The following is a 17,670-nucleotide window of genomic DNA, read 5'->3' on the forward strand; positions in this document are numbered from 1 at the left end:
CGCGGATCAGCTGTTGTTGTGGTCGACTTTGATGGTCGGGTCGCTGCCGGCAATCAGGTTGTGGATGTTGGCGCTCGACCAGTTGTTGCCTTCCAGTTTGATCGTCACGTCCGGCGTTGCTGCGGCAGCGTCACCGGAGTTGAACTTGCCTGCCGAGCTGACTTGCAGCGACGACGTGCCATCGACCGTGGTGATCTTCAGGAAGTTGTCGATGGTGCTGCCGGTTTCGCCCTGCAACAGATCACGCAAGTCGATACGGTCACCTTCGGCGGCTTTGAAGTCCTTGATCACGTCGTTGCCGGTATCACCCGACTTCCAGACGAAGGTGTCGGCACCGGAACCACCGATCAGGATGTCATTGCCCTGACCGCCCATCAGTGTGTCGTTGCCGGTGCCGCCCAGCAGGATGTCATTGCCTTTGCCGCCGTCGAGTACGTCATTGCCGCCCGAGCCGAACAGGATGTCATTGCCCGCGCCGCCCAACAGGGTGTCGTTGCCGTCATGCGAGCCGGATACATCGAACGCCTGATAGTGCTCGGTGATGTACTGGTGCACATTGCTGGTGCTGACTTTGCTGACCTCGACGCCGGTTTCCTTGGCGACGAACGCCTGCATTGCCTGGTAACCCTCGCCGGCAATGCCGTTGAAGCTGACCAGATCGCCGAACAGGATGTCGTTGCCGGCGCCACCGTTGACGGTGTCGTTGCCCGGCATCGTCGCTTCGGTGTGGCCGATGATCGAGTTGGCCAGATCCTTCGGATCGATGTTGGTCTGCGGCACGCCGTCCGAATCGTACGGTTTCAGGTCACTGAGGCTGACGCCGCTGTTAAGGCCGATGGCTTCGACGTTCGACAGGTTGCTGAGCAACGAGAAGCTGCTGGTCGAGTTACTGGTGGTGTACCAGTCGGTGCTGTTACCGCTACCTGCCAGGCCGGACAGCTCGTAAGTGCCGTCACCCTGAGCGTGTACGGTGCCCAGATTGGTGGTGGACCAGCCATAACGGTTGGAGTACGTCTGCAACTGGGCAAAGCCGCTGGAGTTGATGCTCAGGTAATGCGTGTTGTCGATGTAAGTGCTGAAGGTATCGCCCAGCTTGTAGTTGCTGGTCGTCACCACACTGTCGAACTTCACGCTGCCGTACAGCGTCGGATTGGTCTGCTCGCTGGCCTGGTAGTAAGTCGGTTGGCCGTCGGTGATGAAGTACGTGAGGTTCTTCGCGCCGGCGTTGGCCACTGCATCAGCACTCTGGAACCAGTTGGCTGTGGTTTTGAACACATCCTCGTAGTTGGTGCCGCCGCCGGACGTCATCGAGTCCAGCGCTGCCTTGAGCTGCGTCAGCGCATTTGGATCGTTAAGGTTCACCGACACCGATTTATTGACCTGGGTATCGAAATCCACCAGGAAGATGTTCACCGTGCCCGAGTTGCTGCCGCCCAGGCTCTGCTTGAGGGTGTTGAACACCGACGTCAGCGAGTCCTTCGCGGCGTTGAGCGAAGAGGTGCTCATACTGCCGGAGCTGTCGACCATGAACGCGATGTTGTAGTTGGTGCCCGGCACCACGGTCAGCCCGCCGATGTCGGCGACAACGATGTCGTTGCCGTCAGTACCGACGACAGTGTCGTCAGCCGACGTTGCGGTAATGGCGTTGTAGACCGCCGGCACCACGGTGACTGGAATGGTCGCGGTGCTGCTGGCCGAACCGCCCACGGCTTCGGTGGAGGTCGATGTCACGGTCAGGTTGAACTGGCCGTTGTAGTAGGTCGGCGGGGTCACGGTCAGGCTACCGAGGCTCCAACCGGTGACGTTGGCTTCGCCGTTGCTCGCGGTGACCGTGAAGCTATGGCCGGCGCCGTCGCTCAGTACCGAACCGACCGGCGCGCCGCTGATCTTCACGCTCAGGGTTTCCGAGCCGTCGGTGTCGGTCAGGGCGGTGTTGATCGCCGACAGTTTCACCGTGGTGCCTTCGGCGCCGGTGTTGAGCTTGTAGCCGTCGTAATAACCTTCGCCGTTAGTACCGTGCAGGTCGGAGACGGTCACGCCGGAATTCACCAGATCCTGCACGCCGGTGTAGATCGGCACGCCGGCGCTGCTCAGGTCGATCGGCGTGCTGCCGTTGACCGACAGGTTCACGTCATAGCTGCCTGGGCCGCTCTGGTTGTGGTGGTAGATGTCCAGCGTGTAGTAGCCGCTGGTGGTCGGGGTGAACGATCCGTTGATCGCGCCGCCCGCGCCCCAGGTACCCGACGCCACATTCTTGCCGCCAATGGTGATCAGCAGACTGTCATCGGCGATGCCGCTGAAAGTGTAGGTCTTGCCGGCTTCGAGGAAGATCAGGCCGGACGTCTTTGAAGCGGTGCCAGCGGTCACGCTGCCGTCGGACTGCACGTTGGTCACGCTGCCGCTGGAATTCGGCGTACCAGCGCCGTCGATCACGTTTTTCAGCGTGGTCGAATCTGCGCCGTTGCCGTTGGTGCCCAGGCCCGACAGGCCGGTCCAGACTTCCTTGATCAGCCCGGTCGACTTCACGCTGTTATCGGCAACGCCCAAGGTCGGGGCATCCGCCACTGGCGTGATGTCGATCTTCACGGTGCCGGTGTTGCCCAGCAATTGGCCGTCGGTTGGCTGGAACTTGATCTGCGCGTAGTCAGCCTGTTTGTTGCCAATGCCGGTGCCGCCGTAACCGTTCACACCCGACTCGTTGGCGTCCGGCATGAAACGCAGCTTGCCAGCGTCGATGTCAGCCTTGCTGAAGGTTTGGTTGTTGGCGACGTCTTTCCAGGTCGAACCGTCCAGGTACTGCAGTTTGCCTTCGCCCGGCAACTGAGTGATTTTCACCCCGAGGCTGCTGGCCGGGCTGTCGACGTCCGTCACACCAAAGGTCGACCAGCCGAGGATCAGCGGGGTGTCTTCAGTGCCGGTGACATTGATCGGCGCTGCAACCGGTGCATCGTTGACTGGCAGCACGTTGACCGTGGTGGTCGCGGTGTTGGAGTAGTTGCCGCCATCGGTCACGGTCACGGTGATGATGCGCGGCACCGTGCTCGGATCTTCACTGTTGTTGGTGAAGCTGATGTTCTTGATCGCCTGCATGTAATCGGCAAGCGTCGCGTTACCCGACAGAGTCAGGGTGACAGTGCCGTTGGTGCTGTTGGCATTGATCGTGATGCCGTTGACGCTGTTGCCCAGATTCAGCGCATCGCCGTCCTGACGGTTGGTCAGCACGACGGTGGCGCCGGTCAGCATGGTGCTGTCCGGATCGGTGATTCTGATATCGGTGTCGGCAATCGACACACCTGCGCCCGGAGTATTTTCGGTGAAAGTCACCTTGTAATCGGCCCCGGTTGCACCGCTGGAGTTGTTGGCGTCCAGATCGATAACCGGTGGCGCATCGTTGTCGATGATCGAGGTGCTGACGCTGCCATTGGTGGTGCTGACCGCCAGATTCTCGAAGTTGCCGCCAGTGGCCGTGTCGATCTTGACCACGAAGTTCTCGGTGCCTTCGGTGATCTTGTCATCGAGGGTCGCGACGTTGAACTGCGCGCTGCTGGCGCCGGCCGGGATCTTCACGGTGTACACGCCAGTGAAGTCCGAACCGTCGGCAGCGGTGCCGCTGTAGACGATTTTCAGGGTCACCTCGGTTTGCGCCGGGTGCGTCAGGCTGACGGTATAGCTGGCGGTCTGACCTTCCGTTACCGAGGTGCTGCCGGTGATGCTGGCAGTGGTGGTGTCGATGGTGTCGGTGACGCTGGTTACTGCTGGTGTTGTGCTTGGCACCAGGTTTTCGAAGTTGCCACCTGTGGCGTTGGTGATGGTTGCTTGCACGGAACCGGCGTCTTTGTAGACGTCATCGGATGGCGCAGGAATGGTCACGGTGCCGGTGGTCTTGCCAGCGTCGATGGTGATTACCGAGCCGTTGCTCAGGGTCACAGTCACCGGCGAGCCAGCGGCGTTGGTCAGCGTTGCGGTGTAGGTGATCTGGCCACCCTCGGCCACAGAACCGGTCGCGGTCAGCGACAGGTTGGTGGTGTCGACGGTGTCGGTCACGGTGGTGCTGACCGGGGTTTTGTCGGCTACGAGGTTTTCGTAGTTGCCACCGGTTACGTTGGTGATCGAGTTGGTCAGCGGGGTGTGACCGGTCAACGCGTCATTCGGCGCGGTTGTTGTTGCGGTGCCAGTAGTCTGGCCGACGCCGATGGTTATCGTCTGGCCGTTAGCCAAGGTCACGACAACTGGAGAACCGGTTACTGGAGCACCGACAGTTGCCGTGTAGACAACGTTGCCGCCCTCGGCTGCGGTTGTGGTCGCAGTGAGTTTTACGGTGGAGGTGTCGATGGTATCGGTAACGCTGGTGACCGCCGGAACAGTGCTTGGTACCAGGTTTTCGAAGTTGCCACCGGTGGCGTTGGTGATGGTTGCCTGCACGGAACCGGCGTCTTTGTAGACGTCATCGGATGGCGCAGGAATGGTCACGGTGCCAGTGGTTTTGCCAGCGTCGATGGTGATAACCGAGCCGTTGCTTAGGGTCACGGTGACTGGCGAGCCAGCGGCGTTGGTCAGGGTGGCGGTGTAAGTGATCTGGCCACCCTCGGCCACGGTGCCGGTCGCGGTCAGCGACAGGTTAGTGGTGTCGACGGTGTCGGTCACGGTTGTCGAAACCGGAGTCTTGTCGGCTACGAGGTTTTCGTAGTTGCCGCCAGTTACGTTGGTGATCGAGTTGGTGATCGGCGCGTGGCCAGTCAACGCATCGTTCGGCGCAACGAAGGTCGCGGTGCCGGTCGTCTGGCCGACGCCGATCGTAATCGTTTGACCGTTAGCCAGAGTCACGACGACAGGCGAGTCGGTGACAGGCGCGCCGACAGTCGCCGTGTAGACAACGTTGCCGCCCTCGGCTGCGGTTGTGGTCGCAGTGAGTTTGACGGTAGTAGTGTCGATGGTATCGGTAACGCTGGTGACCGCCGGAACAGTGCTTGGTACCAGGTTTTCGAAGTTGCCACCGGTAGCGTTGGTGATGGTTGCCTGCACGGAACCGGCGTCTTTGTAGACGTCATCGGATGGCGCAGGAATGGTCACGGTGCCAGTGGTTTTGCCAGCGTCGATGGTGATAACCGAGCCGTTGCTTAGGGTCACGGTGACTGGCGAGCCAGCGGCGTTGGTCAGGGTGGCGGTGTAAGTGATCTGGCCACCCTCGGCCACGCTGCCGGTCGCGGTCAGCGACAGGTTGGTGGTGTCGACGGTGTCGGTCACGGTTGTCGAAACCGGAGTCTTGTCGGCTACGAGGTTTTCGAAGTTGCCGCCGGTTACGTTGGTGATCGAGTTGGTGATCGGCGCGTGGCCAGTCAACGCATCGTTCGGCGCAACGAAGGTCGCGGTGCCAGTGGTCTGGCCGACGCCGATAGTAATCGTCTGACCGTTGGCCAGTGTCACGACGACAGGCGAGTCGGTGACTGGTGCTCCGACGGTAGCGGTGTAGACGACATTGCCGCCTTCAGCCGCTGTACCGGTGGCGGTCAGCTTCACCGTCGTGGTGTCGATGGTGTCGGTGACGCTGGTCACTGCTGGAACAGTGCTTGGTACCAGGTTTTCGAAGTTGCCACCGGTGGCGGTTTTGATCGTTGCCTGGACGGAACCGGCGTCTTTGTAGACGTCATCGGATGGCGCAGGAATGGTCACGGTGCCGGTGGTCTTGCCAGCGTCGATGGTGATTACCGAGCCGTTGCTCAGGGTCACAGTCACTGGCGAACCAGCGGCGTTGGTCAGAGTGGCGGTGTAGGTGATCTGGCCACCCTCGGCCACAGAACCGGTCGCCGTCAGCGACAGATTGGTGGTGTCGACGGTGTCGGTCACGGTGGTGCTGACCGGAGTTTTGTCGGCTACGAGGTTTTCGTAATTGCCGCCGGTTACGTCAGTGATTGCGTTAGTAATTGGCGCATGACCGGTCAACGCATCGTTCGGCGCGGTGAAGGTCACGGTGCCAGTGGTCTGGCCAACACCGATGGTGATGTTCTGACCGTTAGCCAGAGTCACGGTGACTGGCGAGCCAGTTACCGGGGCGCCAACAGTCGCGGTGTAAGTAACAGTGCCGCCTTCTGCCGCCGACACGGTCGCGGTCAATTTGACGGTCGACGTGTCGATGGTGTCGGTGACGTCGGTCACGGCTGGAACGGTGCTTGGCACCAGATTCTCGAAATTGCCGCCGGTGGCCGTGGCAATGGTCGCTTCGACTTTGCCGGCGTCTTTATAGACGTCATCGGTCGGCGCTGGAACGGTCACGGTGCCGGTCGTTTTGCCCACCTCGATGGTGATCACCGCGCCGTTGCTCAGGGTCACAGTCACCGGGGAGCCAGCGGCGTTAGTCAGCGTCGCGGTGTAAACAATCGAGCCGCCTTCAGCCACAGTGCCGGTCGCGGTCAGCGACAGGTTCGTGGTGTCAGCGACATCAGTCACAGTGGTCGAAACCGGCGTCTTGTCGGCCACGAGATCTTCGTAGTTGCCGCCGGAAACGCCTGTGATCGAGTTGGTCAGCGGTGCATTACCGGCCAGCGCATCGTTCGGCGCGGCAGCGGTTACGGTGCCGGTGGTCTGGCCAACAGCGATGGTGATGTTCTGACCATTGGCCAATGTCACGACAACTGGCGAGCCGGTCACTGGCGCGCCAACGGTGGCGGTGTAAGTGACGGTGCCGCCTTCAGCGACGGAAGTATCGGCAGTCAGTTTGACCGTCGAAGTATCAATGGTGTCGGTGACGTCAGTAACGGCTGGAACGGTGCTTGGCACCAGATTCTCGAAATTGCCGCCGGTGGCCGTGGCAATGGTCGCTTCGACTTTGCCGGCGTCTTTATAGACGTCATCGGTCGGAGCCGGAACGGTCACGGTGCCGGTCGTTTTGCCCGCCTCGATGGTGATCACCGCGCCGTTGCTCAGGGTCACAGTCACTGGCGAGCCGGCAGCGTTGGTCAGCGTCGCGGTGTAAACAATCGAGCCGCCTTCAGCCACAGTGCCGGTCGCGGTCAGCGACAGGTTGGTGGTGTCAGCGACGTCAGTCACGGTGGTGCTGACTGGGGTTTTGTCTGCGACGAGATTTTCGTAGTTGCCGCCGCTTACGTCAGTGATCGAGTTGGTGATCGGTGCATTACCGGTCAGCGCATCGTTCGGCGCGGCAGCGGTTACGGTGCCGGTGGTCTGGCCAACAGCGATGGTGATGTTCTGGCCGTTGGCCAGGGTTACGACAACTGGCGAACCAGTCACCGGGGCGCCAACGGTGGCGGTGTAAGTGACGGTGCCGCCTTCAGCGACGGAAGTATCGGCAGTCAGTTTGACCGTCGAAGTATCAATGGTGTCGGTGACGTCAGTAACGGCTGGAACGGTGCTTGGCACCAGATTCTCGAAATTGCCGCCGGTGGCCGTGGCAATGGTCGCTTCGACTTTGCCGGCGTCTTTATAGACGTCATCGGTCGGAGCCGGAACGGTCACGGTGCCGGTCGTTTTGCCCGCCTCGATGGTGATCACCGCGCCGTTGCTCAGGGTCACAGTCACTGGCGAGCCGGCAGCGTTGGTCAGCGTCGCGGTGTAAACAATCGAGCCGCCTTCAGCCACAGTGCCGGTCGCGGTCAGCGACAGGTTGGTGGTGTCAGCGACGTCAGTCACGGTGGTGCTGACTGGGGTTTTGTCTGCGACGAGATTTTCGTAGTTGCCGCCGCTTACGTCAGTGATCGAGTTGGTGATCGGTGCATTACCGGCCAGCGCATCGTTCGGCGCGGCAGCGGTTACGGTGCCGGTGGTCTGGCCAACAGCGATGGTGATGTTCTGACCATTGGCCAATGTCACGACAACCGGCGAACCAGTCACCGGGGCGCCAACGGTGGCGGTGTAAGTGACGGTGCCGCCTTCAGCCACCGAAGTATCGGCAGTCAGCTTCACGGTCGAGGTGTCGACGGTGTCAGTGACGTCGGTAACGGCCGGAAGAGTGCTCGGCACCAGGTTTTCGAAGTTGCCGCCGGTGGCGGTCGAAATGGTCGCCTCGACTTTACCGGCGTCTTTATAGACGTCATCGGTAGGAGCCGGAACGGTAACGGTACCGGTGGTTTTGCCAGCCTCAATGGTGATCACAGCGCCGTTGCTCAGGGTCACAGTCACCGGCGAGCCAGCGGCGTTAGTCAGAGTCGCGGTGTAGGTGATCTGGCCACCCTCGGCCACAGAACCGGTCGCGGTCAGTGAGAGATTGGTAGTGTCGACAGTGTCAGTGACGTTCGTCGAAACCGGCGTCTTGTCCGCCACCAGATCTTCGTAATTACCGCCGCTCACCTCAGTGATCGCGTTGGTAATCGGCGCATGACCCGCCAACGCGTCGTTTGGCGCAATGGTGGTCGCGGTGCCGGTAGTCTGGCCCACGCCGATGGTGATCGTCTGCCCGTTCGCCAGGGTCACGACAACTGGGGAACCGGTTACTGGAGCGCCGACAGTTGCGGTGTAAGTAACAGCGCCACCCTCAGCCGCCGACTCGGTCGCGGTGAGTTTGACGATAGTAGTGTCGATGGTATCGGTAACGTTGGTGACGGCCGGAACAGTGCTCGGCACCAGGTTTTCGAAGTTGCCGCCAGTTGCAGTCGAAATAGTCGCTTCGACTTTGCCCGCATCTTTGTAGACGTCATCGGTCGGAGCCGGAACGGTAACGGTACCGAACGTTTTGCCGGCATCAATGGTGATCACCGCGCCGTTCGACAGGGTCACGGTAACCGGAGTGCCGGCCGGGTTGGTCAGCGTAGCGGTGTAAACAATCGACCCACCTTCAGCCACCGAGTCGGTCGCGGTCAGGTTCAGGTTGGTGGTGTCGTTGGTGTCCGAAACCGCGGTGTCAGCGGGCTTGCCGTCGACAGCGAGTTTTTCATAGTTGCCGCCGGTGGCGCCGTCGATGGTCACGCTCAGCGAGCTGCCGCCCGCCAATGGGCTGTTCGGCGCGACGAAGTTTACGGTGCCGGTGGTTTCGCCCACGGCGATGGTGATGGTCTGGCCGTTGGACAGGGCCACCACGACTGGGGAGCCGGTCACCGGGGCGGTCACGGTCGCGGTGTAAACCACGGTTTCGCCTTCGGCGACGTTCGCGGTGGCGCTCAGCGACACGGTGGAGGTGTCGATGGTGTCGTTGACGGTGGTAACGGCCGGAACAGTGCTCGGCACCAGGTTTTCGAAGTTGCCGCCAGTAGCAGTCGAAATGGTCGCTTCAACTTTGCCGGCATCTTGGTAAACGTCATCGCTCGGCGCTGGAACGGTCACGGTACCAGTGGTTTTGCCCGCCTCGATGGTGATCACCGCGCCGTTCGACAGGGTCACGGTCACTGGCGAGCCAGCAGCGTTGGTCAGGGTCGCGGTGTAGGTGATCTGGCCGCCTTCATTTACCGAACCGGTTGCGCTCAGCGACAGGTTGGTGGTGTCGGTGGTGTCGGTCACGGTCGTGCTGACCGGGGTTTTGTCGGCCACCAGATTTTCGTAGTTACCGCCGCTCACGTCAGTGATCGCGTTGGTCAGCGGCGCATGACCGGTCAACGCATCGTTCGGTGCAGTCGTTGTCGCGGTGCCAGTGGTCTGGCCCACACCGATGGTGATCGTCTGGCCGTTGGCCAAGGTCACGACAACCGGCGAACCAGTGACTGGTGCGCCAACGGTAGCGGTATAGGTGACAGCGCCGCCTTCAGCCGCCGATTCGGTCGCGGTGAGTTTGACGGTCGAGGTGTCGATGGTGTCAGTAACGTCGGTCACGGCTGGTGTGGTGCTTGGAACCAGGTTCTCGAAGTTGCCGCCAGTCGCTTCCTTGATGGTGACTTCGACTTTGCCAGCGTCTTTGTAGACGTCATCGGATGGGGCCGGAACGGTCACGGTGCCGGTGGTTTTGCCTGCTTCGATGGTGATTACAGAGCCGTTGCTCAGAGTCACGGTCACTGGCGAGCCCGCAGCGTTGGTCAGGGTCGCGGTGTAGGTGATCTGGCCACCCTCGGCCACGGAGCCGGTCGCACTCAGCGACAGATTGGTGGTGTCGACCGTATCGGTCACCGAAGTCACGGCCGGCGATTTGTCCGCCACCAGATTTTCGTAGTTGCCGCCGCTGGTGCCGTCGATCTTCACGCTCAGGGTGTTGCCACCCGCGAGTGCATCGTTCGGTGCAGTGAAGTTGACGCTGCCGCTGCTGGCGCCGACCGGGATGGTGATGGTCTGTCCGTTGGACAGGGTCACGACAACCGGCGAACCCGTAACCGGCGCGGTGACGGACGCGGTGTAAACCACTACGCCACCTTCAACGGTGCTGGCCGTGGCGGTCAGCGATACGGTGCTGTTGTCGATGGTGTCGGTCACGTCGGTCACGGCCGGGGTCTTGTCGACCACCAGGTTCTCGAAGTTGCCGCCGGTAGTTTTGGTGATGCTCGCGTCGACTTTGCCGGCGTCCTTGTACACGTCATCGCCAGGTGCTGCGACGGTGGCGGTGCCGGTGGTGGCGCCTTTGGCGATGTTGATCACCGCGCCGTTGCTCAAGGTCACGGTCATGGCCGTGCCGGCTGCATTGGTCAGTGTGGCGGTGTAGATGATCGAGCCGCCCTCGGCGACCGAACCGGTCGCGCTCAGGCTGATATTGGTGGTGTCGACGGTGTCGGTGACGGTGGTGACCACCGCCGAACGGTTGGCATCGACCTGCTCGAAGTTGCCGCCGCTGTGGCTGGCAATCGCGGTCTGCACTTTGCCGCCATCGATATACGGCGTGTTCGCTGGCGCGGCGAAGTTCACCGATCCCTGAGTGGCGCCGGCAGCAATGTTGATGACTGCGCCGTTGGCCAGGGTCACGGTCATGGCGGTGCCGGCCGGGTTGCTCAGAGTCGCGGTGTAGGTGATCTGGCCACCTTCGCTGACGGTGTCGCTTGCGGTCAGGGTCAGGCTGGTCTTGTCGACGGTGTCATTGACGGTGGTGCTGACCGGCGTCTTGCTGACGTCGAGCTTCTCGAAGTTGCCGCCGCTTGCATCGGTCATGGTCACGGTGAGCTTGCTGACGTCTTTATAGACGTCATCGCTCGGTGCCGGAATGGTCACCGAACCCGTGGTTTTACCGGCCTCGATGGTGATGGTCTGGCCGTTGCTGAGGTTGACGGTTACCGGCGTTTGCGCGGCGTTGGTCAGGGTCGCGGTGTAGGTGATCGACGTGCCTTCGAGCACATAGCTTTCGGCGCTGAGGGTCAGGTGCGTAGTGTTGATCGTGTCGGCAACGTTGGTGACCGCAGGCGTGGTGCTCGGAACGAGGCTCTCGAAGTTGCCGCCGGTAGCGTCCTTGATGGTCACTTCGACTTTGCCGGCGTCTTTATAGACGTCATCGGCAGGTGCCGGAACAGTCACGGTGCCGGTGGTCTTGCCGGCGTCGATGGTGATGGTCGAGCCGTTGCTCAGGGTCACGGTTACCGGGGTGCCGGCCGGGTTGTTCAAGGTCGCGGTGTAGACGATCTGCCCGCCTTCGTTGACGTTACCGGTGGCGGTCAGCGAAACGGTGGTGGTGTCGACGGTGTCGGTCACGGTGGTGCTGACCGGGGTTTTGTCAGCGACCAGATTTTCGTAGTTGCCGCCGGTTACGTTGGTGATCGAGTTGGTCAGCGGTGTATGGCCGGCCAATACATCGTTCGGTGCGGTAGCGGTCGCAGTGCCTGTGGTCTGGCCCACAGCAATGGTGATGCTCTGGCCGTTGGCCAGGGTCACCACGACAGGTGAACCCGTCACTGGCGCGCCGACGGTAGCGGTGTAGATGACGCTGCCACCTTCAGCCGCGGTTTCGCTGGCGGTCAGTTTGACGGTGGTGGTGTCGACGGTATCGGTCACGTCGGTGACGGCCGCAACGTTGCTCGGCACCAGGTTCTCGAAGTTGCCGCCGGTAGCGTCCTTGATGGTCACTTCGACTTTGCCGGCGTCCTTGTAGACGTCATCGGCTGGCGCTGGAACGGTCACGGTGCCGGTGGTCTTACCCGCCTCAATGGTGATTACCGAGCCGTTGCTCAGAGTCACAGTCACTGGCGAACCAGCGGCGTTTGTAAGGGTGGCGGTGTAGGTGATCTGGCCACCCTCGGCCACAGAGCCGGTCGCACTCAGCGACAGGTTGGTGGTGTCCGCTACGTCAGTCACGGTGGTGCTGACTGGAGTTTTGTCGGCCACGAGGTTTTCGTAGTTGCCGCCGGTTACGTTGGTGATCGAGTTGGTCAGCGGTGCATGACCGGTCAATGCATCGTTCGGGGCAGTCGTTGTCGCGGTACCGGAGGTCTGGCCAACACCGATGGTGATGGTCTGGCCGTTAGCCAGGGTCACGGTCACTGGAGAACCTGTCACCGGTGCACCGACAGTCGCGGTGTAAGTGACGGTGCCACCTTCAGCAGCGGACTCGGTCGCAGTCAGTTTGACGGTCGAAGTGTCGACGGTGTCGGTAATGTCAGTGACGGCTGGAACGGTGCTCGGCACCAGGTTCTCGAAATTGCCGCCAGTAGCCGTGGCAATGGTCGCTTCGACTTTGCCAGCGTCTATATAGACGTCATCGGCAGGCGCCGGAACGGTCACGGTGCCGGTGGTCTTACCGGCATCAATGGTGATCACGGCACCGTTCGACAGGGTCACGGTGACTGGCGAGCCAGCAGCGTTGGTCAGGGTCGCGGTGTAAGTGATCTGGCCGCCTTCATTTACCGAACCGGTGGCGCTGAGCGACAGGTTGGTGGTGTCGGTGGTGTCAGTCACGGTGGTGCTGACCGGGGTTTTGTCCGCTACGAGGTTCTCGTAGTTGCCGCCCGTCACGTTGGTGATCGAGTTGGTGACCGGAGCCTGCCCAATCAATGCATCGTTCGGTGCAGTGAAGGTCACGGTGCCAGTGGTCTGGCCGACAGCGATGGTGATGTTCTGGCCGTTGGCCAGGGTCACCACGACCGGCGAGCCAGTTACCGGCGCGCCAACGGTGGCGGTGTAGGTGACGATGCCACCTTCAGCGATCAAGGTGTCGGCAGTCAGTTTTACGGTCGAGGTATCGACGGTGTCGGTAATGTCAGTGACGGCTGGAACGGTGCTCGGCACCAGGTTCTCGAAATTGCCGCCAGTAGCCGTTGCAATGGTCGCTTCGACTTTGCCAGCGTCTATATAGACGTCATCGGCAGGCGCCGGAACGGTCACGGTGCCGGTGGTTTTGCCAGCGTCGATGGTGATGACGGCGCCGTTCGACAGGGTCACGGTCACTGGCGAGCCAGCGGCGTTGGTCAGTGTTGCGGTGTAGGTGATCTGGCCACCCTCAGCCACAGATCCGGTTGCACTCAACGACAGGTTGGTGGTGTCCGCGACGTCAGTCACGGTAGTCGAAACCGGCGTCTTGTCGGCCACGAGGTCTTCGTAGTTGCCGCCGGAAACGCCTGTGATCGAGTTGGTCAGCGGTGCATTACCGACCAGCGCATCGTTCGGCGCGGCAGCGGTCACGGTGCCAGTGGTCTGGCCGACAGCGATGGTGATGCTCTGACCGTTGGCCAGGGTCACGACAACCGGCGAGCCGGTCACTGGCGCGCCAATGGTGGCGGTGTAAGTGACGGTGCCACCTTCAGCCACCGAAGTATCGGCGGTTAGTTTTACGGTCGAAGTGTCGACGGTGTCAGTGACTTCGGTCACCGCTGGCGTGGTACTCGGGACAAGATTCTCGAAATTGCCGCCGGTAGCAGTGGTAATGGTTGCTTCGACTTGGCCGGCGTCTTTATAGACGTCATCGGCAGGCGCCGGAACCGTCACGGTGCCGGTGGTTTTACCAGCGTCGATGGTGATGACGGCGCCGTTCGACAGGGTCACGGTCACTGGCGTGCCAGCCGGATTGGTCAGGGTCGCTGTGTAGACGATCGAACCACCTTCAGCCACCGTGCCGGTGGCGCTGAGGCTCAGGCCGGTGTTGTCGACCGAGTCGGTGATGGTAGTCACTGCTGGCGTCGGGTTCGGTACCAGGTTTTCGAAGTTGCCGCCGGTAGCGCCAGTGATGGTGGTACTGACGGTGCTGCCATTGTTATAGACGTCGTTGGCCGGGGTCGGCACGTTGACGGTGCCAGTGGTCTGGCCCGCGCCGATGGTGATGGTCGAGCCGTTCGACAGGGTGACGGTGACCGGTGTTTGCGCCGGGTTGGTCAGAGTCGCGGTGTAGGTGATCTGGCCGCCCTCGACGACACTGCCGGTCGCGGTCAGGGTCAGGCCGGTGTTGTCGACCGAGTCGGTAATGGTGGTCACTGCTGGCGTCGGGTTCGGCACCAGGTTTTCGAAGTTGCCGCCGGTAGCGCCGGTGATGGTGGTGCTGACGGTGCTGCCATTGTTGTAGACGTCATTGGCCGGGGTCGGCACGTTGACGGTGCCGGTGGTCTGACCCGCGCCAATGGTGATGGTCGAGCCGTTCGACAGGGTGACGGTGACCGGTGTTTGCGCCGGGTTGGTCAGAGTCGCGGTGTAGGTGATCTGGCCGCCTTCGGTGACGCTGCCGGTTGCGGTCAGGGTCAGGCCGGTGTTGTCGATCGAGTCAGTGATGGTGGTCACTGCTGGCGTCGGGTTAGGCACCAGGTTTTCGAAATTGCCGCCGGTAGCGCCAGTGATGGTGGTACTGACGGTGCTGCCATTGTTATAGACGTCGTTGGCCGGGGTCGGCACGTTGACGGTGCCAGTGGTCTGGCCCGCGCCGATGGTGATGGTCGAGCCGTTCGACAGGGTGACGGTGACCGGTGTTTGCGCCGGGTTGGTCAGGGTCGCGGTGTAGGTGATCTGGCCGCCCTCGACGACACTGCCGGTCGCGGTCAGGGTCAGGCCGGTGTTGTCGACCGAGTCGGTAATGGTGGTCACTGCTGGCGTCGGGTTCGGCACCAGGTTTTCGAAATTGCCGCCGGTAGCGCCAGTGATGGTGGTGCTGACGGTGCTGCCGTTGTTATAGACGTCGTTGGCCGGGGTCGGCACGTTGACGGTGCCAGTGGTCTGGCCCGCGCCGATGGTGATGGTCGAGCCGTTCGACAGGGTGACGGTGACCGGTGTTTGCGCCGGGTTGGTCAGGGTCGCGGTGTAGGTGATCAGGCCGCCTTCGGTGACGTTCGGCGCCGTCGTCAGAGTGACGGTGGTGGTGTCGATGGTGTCGGTAACCTGAGTCGTGGCCGGTGTGGTCGGCGGCGTCACGGTGATGCCGTTGCCGCCGGTGGTGCCGGTGACGGTCACGTCGATCTGGGTCGGGTCGTTATAAACCGAGTCGTTCGGTGCCAGCGGTACGTTGACGGTACCGGTGGTCGAGCCGGCCGGAATCACAATCACCGAGCCGTTGGACAGGGTGATGGTCAGGTCGGTGAGCGGCGCCTGGGTCAGGGTCGCGGTGTACACCAGCACGCCGCCGGCTTCGGTGATGGTCGGTGTGGCGCTGAGGCTCAGGGTCGAATCACGCAGGGCATTCGTCGTGGTGTCAGTGGTCTGGCCGCCGGTGATGTTCTGTGCAGCCTGACCGGCCGAATTGATGCCCGCCGTCGGGAAACCAATAGTCGGATCAACGCGACCCGCCGTGGCGTCGAGCATCACGAAACTATGACCGCCACCGGCAGCACCACCCGTACCTGCGGCGCTTGGGCCGGCAGCCGTGGCGTCGAGTGCGGTAGTCGGGTCGACACCGGCGGCGATGGCCTGCTGCAGTTCTTCTACAGACGGCGCAGCCTGCGCGGTGGCTTCGGCCAAGTCAGTGCTTGAGTCGGGCGCGCTGGCGCTCCATTGGGTATCGCGACCCAGATCCAGCGTGCGGCCATCAGCCAATTCCAGCGACACGGCGCCCGAAAGACCAGTGTCGATCTGATCGCCGACATACAGTCGATCGCCTTCAACGAGTATGCGGCGTACGCCCTCTGGGGACACCACGAATACCTGACCGACAATGCTTTTGACGATGGCAACAACACTGCTCATTGAAGACTCTCCGGGTGTCACGTTCAGTTGACTTCCATGGACCTGAAGGCATGGATGCCAATTCAGTCTGGACGTACTTTAAAAATTTGCGATACAAGATTGACGCTGTTTTTCGTCAATAATTTGGCTATATTCTTTCGCTATTAACTTTATGCCAAACTATTGACCTTCTGGGTGCCATCCTAAACAATCGTCCCACTAATGTCACATTGATATTCCGCGGCGACCTGTCCTTTTGCGTGTGAACCAGTTCCTGTTTTGAACTTTCCGACATACGGTCAATCCAGTCGCCAATCATCCGACGCTGCAGCACGTTTAGCTGTGATTCAAGACAAGAAGTTCTGGGAAATTTTTACCATGCGTTCGCAATTGCTCAAGGCCATACCCTTCGCCCTCGCCGCGTCTTTCGTACAAGCACAATCCTTACCAGAAGCCATGCAGCAGGCATTGGATGTCCATCCGGAAATCCAGGCAGGGGTCAACAGTCGTTTGGCCGCGGATTATCAATTAAGAGCAGCAAAAGGTGGATACCTGCCCAAGGTCGATCTGCTGGGCGGTTATGGCCGTGAAGGCACCGACAGCGTAACCACCCGCGCCAACGGCGGAGGCAATCACTGGGAGACTTTGAACCGTAGCGAGTCAAGTTTACGTCTCTCGCAAATGGTTTTTGACGGTTTTGCGACCTCCAGCGAAGTTGGGCGTCAACAAGCCACCGTTAACTCCCGCGCCTACTCTTTGCTGGGTACTTCCGAGCGCACCGGACTGACAGTTGCCCAGGTTTATCTGGATGTACTGACCCGTCGTGAATTCGTGCGTCTGGCCGAGGACAACCTCAAGAGCCACCAGCGCATTTACGACCAGATCCAGTTGCGCACCCAGCGTGGCGTCGGCAGTGGCGCCGACCTCGATCAGGCCGAAGCGCGGATGGCCCAGGCGCGCAATAACCTGATCACCGAGCAGACCAACCTCGCCGACTCGGAAACTAATTTCCTCAGCGCCGTTGGCCAGATGCCTGATCAGCTGGAGCGTCCGGCGCCGTTCATGGCGATGATGCCGGCCAACCTCAATGAAGCGCGTCAGCAGATGGTGGAAAACAGCCCGATCCTGCGTTCGGCCGAGTCCGACATCGCCGCTGCCGAGAAGCAGTACGAAACCGCGAAGTCGACGTTCTACCCGCGTTTCGACGCTGAACTGGGCCGCACCGCCGACAACGATCTGGACGGTCAGAACGGCCACAGCAACGAATGGCAGGCCATGTTGCGCATGCGCTTCAACCTCTATTCGGGCGGCAGCAACAAGGCCGATCTGGAATCCAAGTCGTACCTGTCGAACCAGGCGCTGGACATCCGCAACAACGCCCTGCGTCAGTTGAACGAAGAACTTGGCTTGGCCTGGAATGCCCTGAACAACGCCAACGCTCAGGTGCCGATCGCGCAGCAGTACGTCGATCACAGCACCTCGGTGCGCACCGCTTACCAGCGTCAGTTCAGCCTCGGCGAGCGTACCCTGCTCGATTTGCTCGACAGCGAAAACGAGTTGTTCACCGCTTCGCGGCGTTTGGCTGAAATCAAAAACATTCAGTTATTTACTCAGTATCGAATCAAGGCGACCATGGGCGAGTTGCTCAGAAGCCAGGGAGTGGTCGCGCCGTTGGCATCCGTTGTGCAGAACGACGTGAAGCCCAAGGTTCAGCTGCCTGGGATGAATTGAGTTATCCCTTTCAAC

Annotated in this window: 2 protein-coding genes; one reads left to right on the forward strand and one right to left on the reverse strand. The window is 61.2% G+C overall.

The genetic code is table 11. The features are described 5' to 3' along the window. Window positions 1-6 precede the first annotated feature (6 nt). Window positions 7-15,945: a LapA family giant adhesin gene (locus tag ACA061_RS00705; RefSeq protein WP_497300388.1), complete on the reverse strand. Its 15,939-nt coding sequence runs from the start codon at window positions 15,943-15,945 to the stop codon at window positions 7-9. Between the two features lie 357 nt (window positions 15,946-16,302). Here ACA061_RS00705 and ACA061_RS00710 point away from each other — a divergent pair, with 357 nt between their 5' ends. After that, window positions 16,303-17,655, forward strand: coding sequence for a TolC family outer membrane protein (locus ACA061_RS00710; RefSeq protein ID WP_150603984.1), 1,353 nt, complete (start codon window positions 16,303-16,305; stop codon window positions 17,653-17,655). Window positions 17,656-17,670: the final 15 nt, after the last annotated feature.

It is taken from the genome of Pseudomonas sp. LBUM1668, assembly GCF_059695715.1.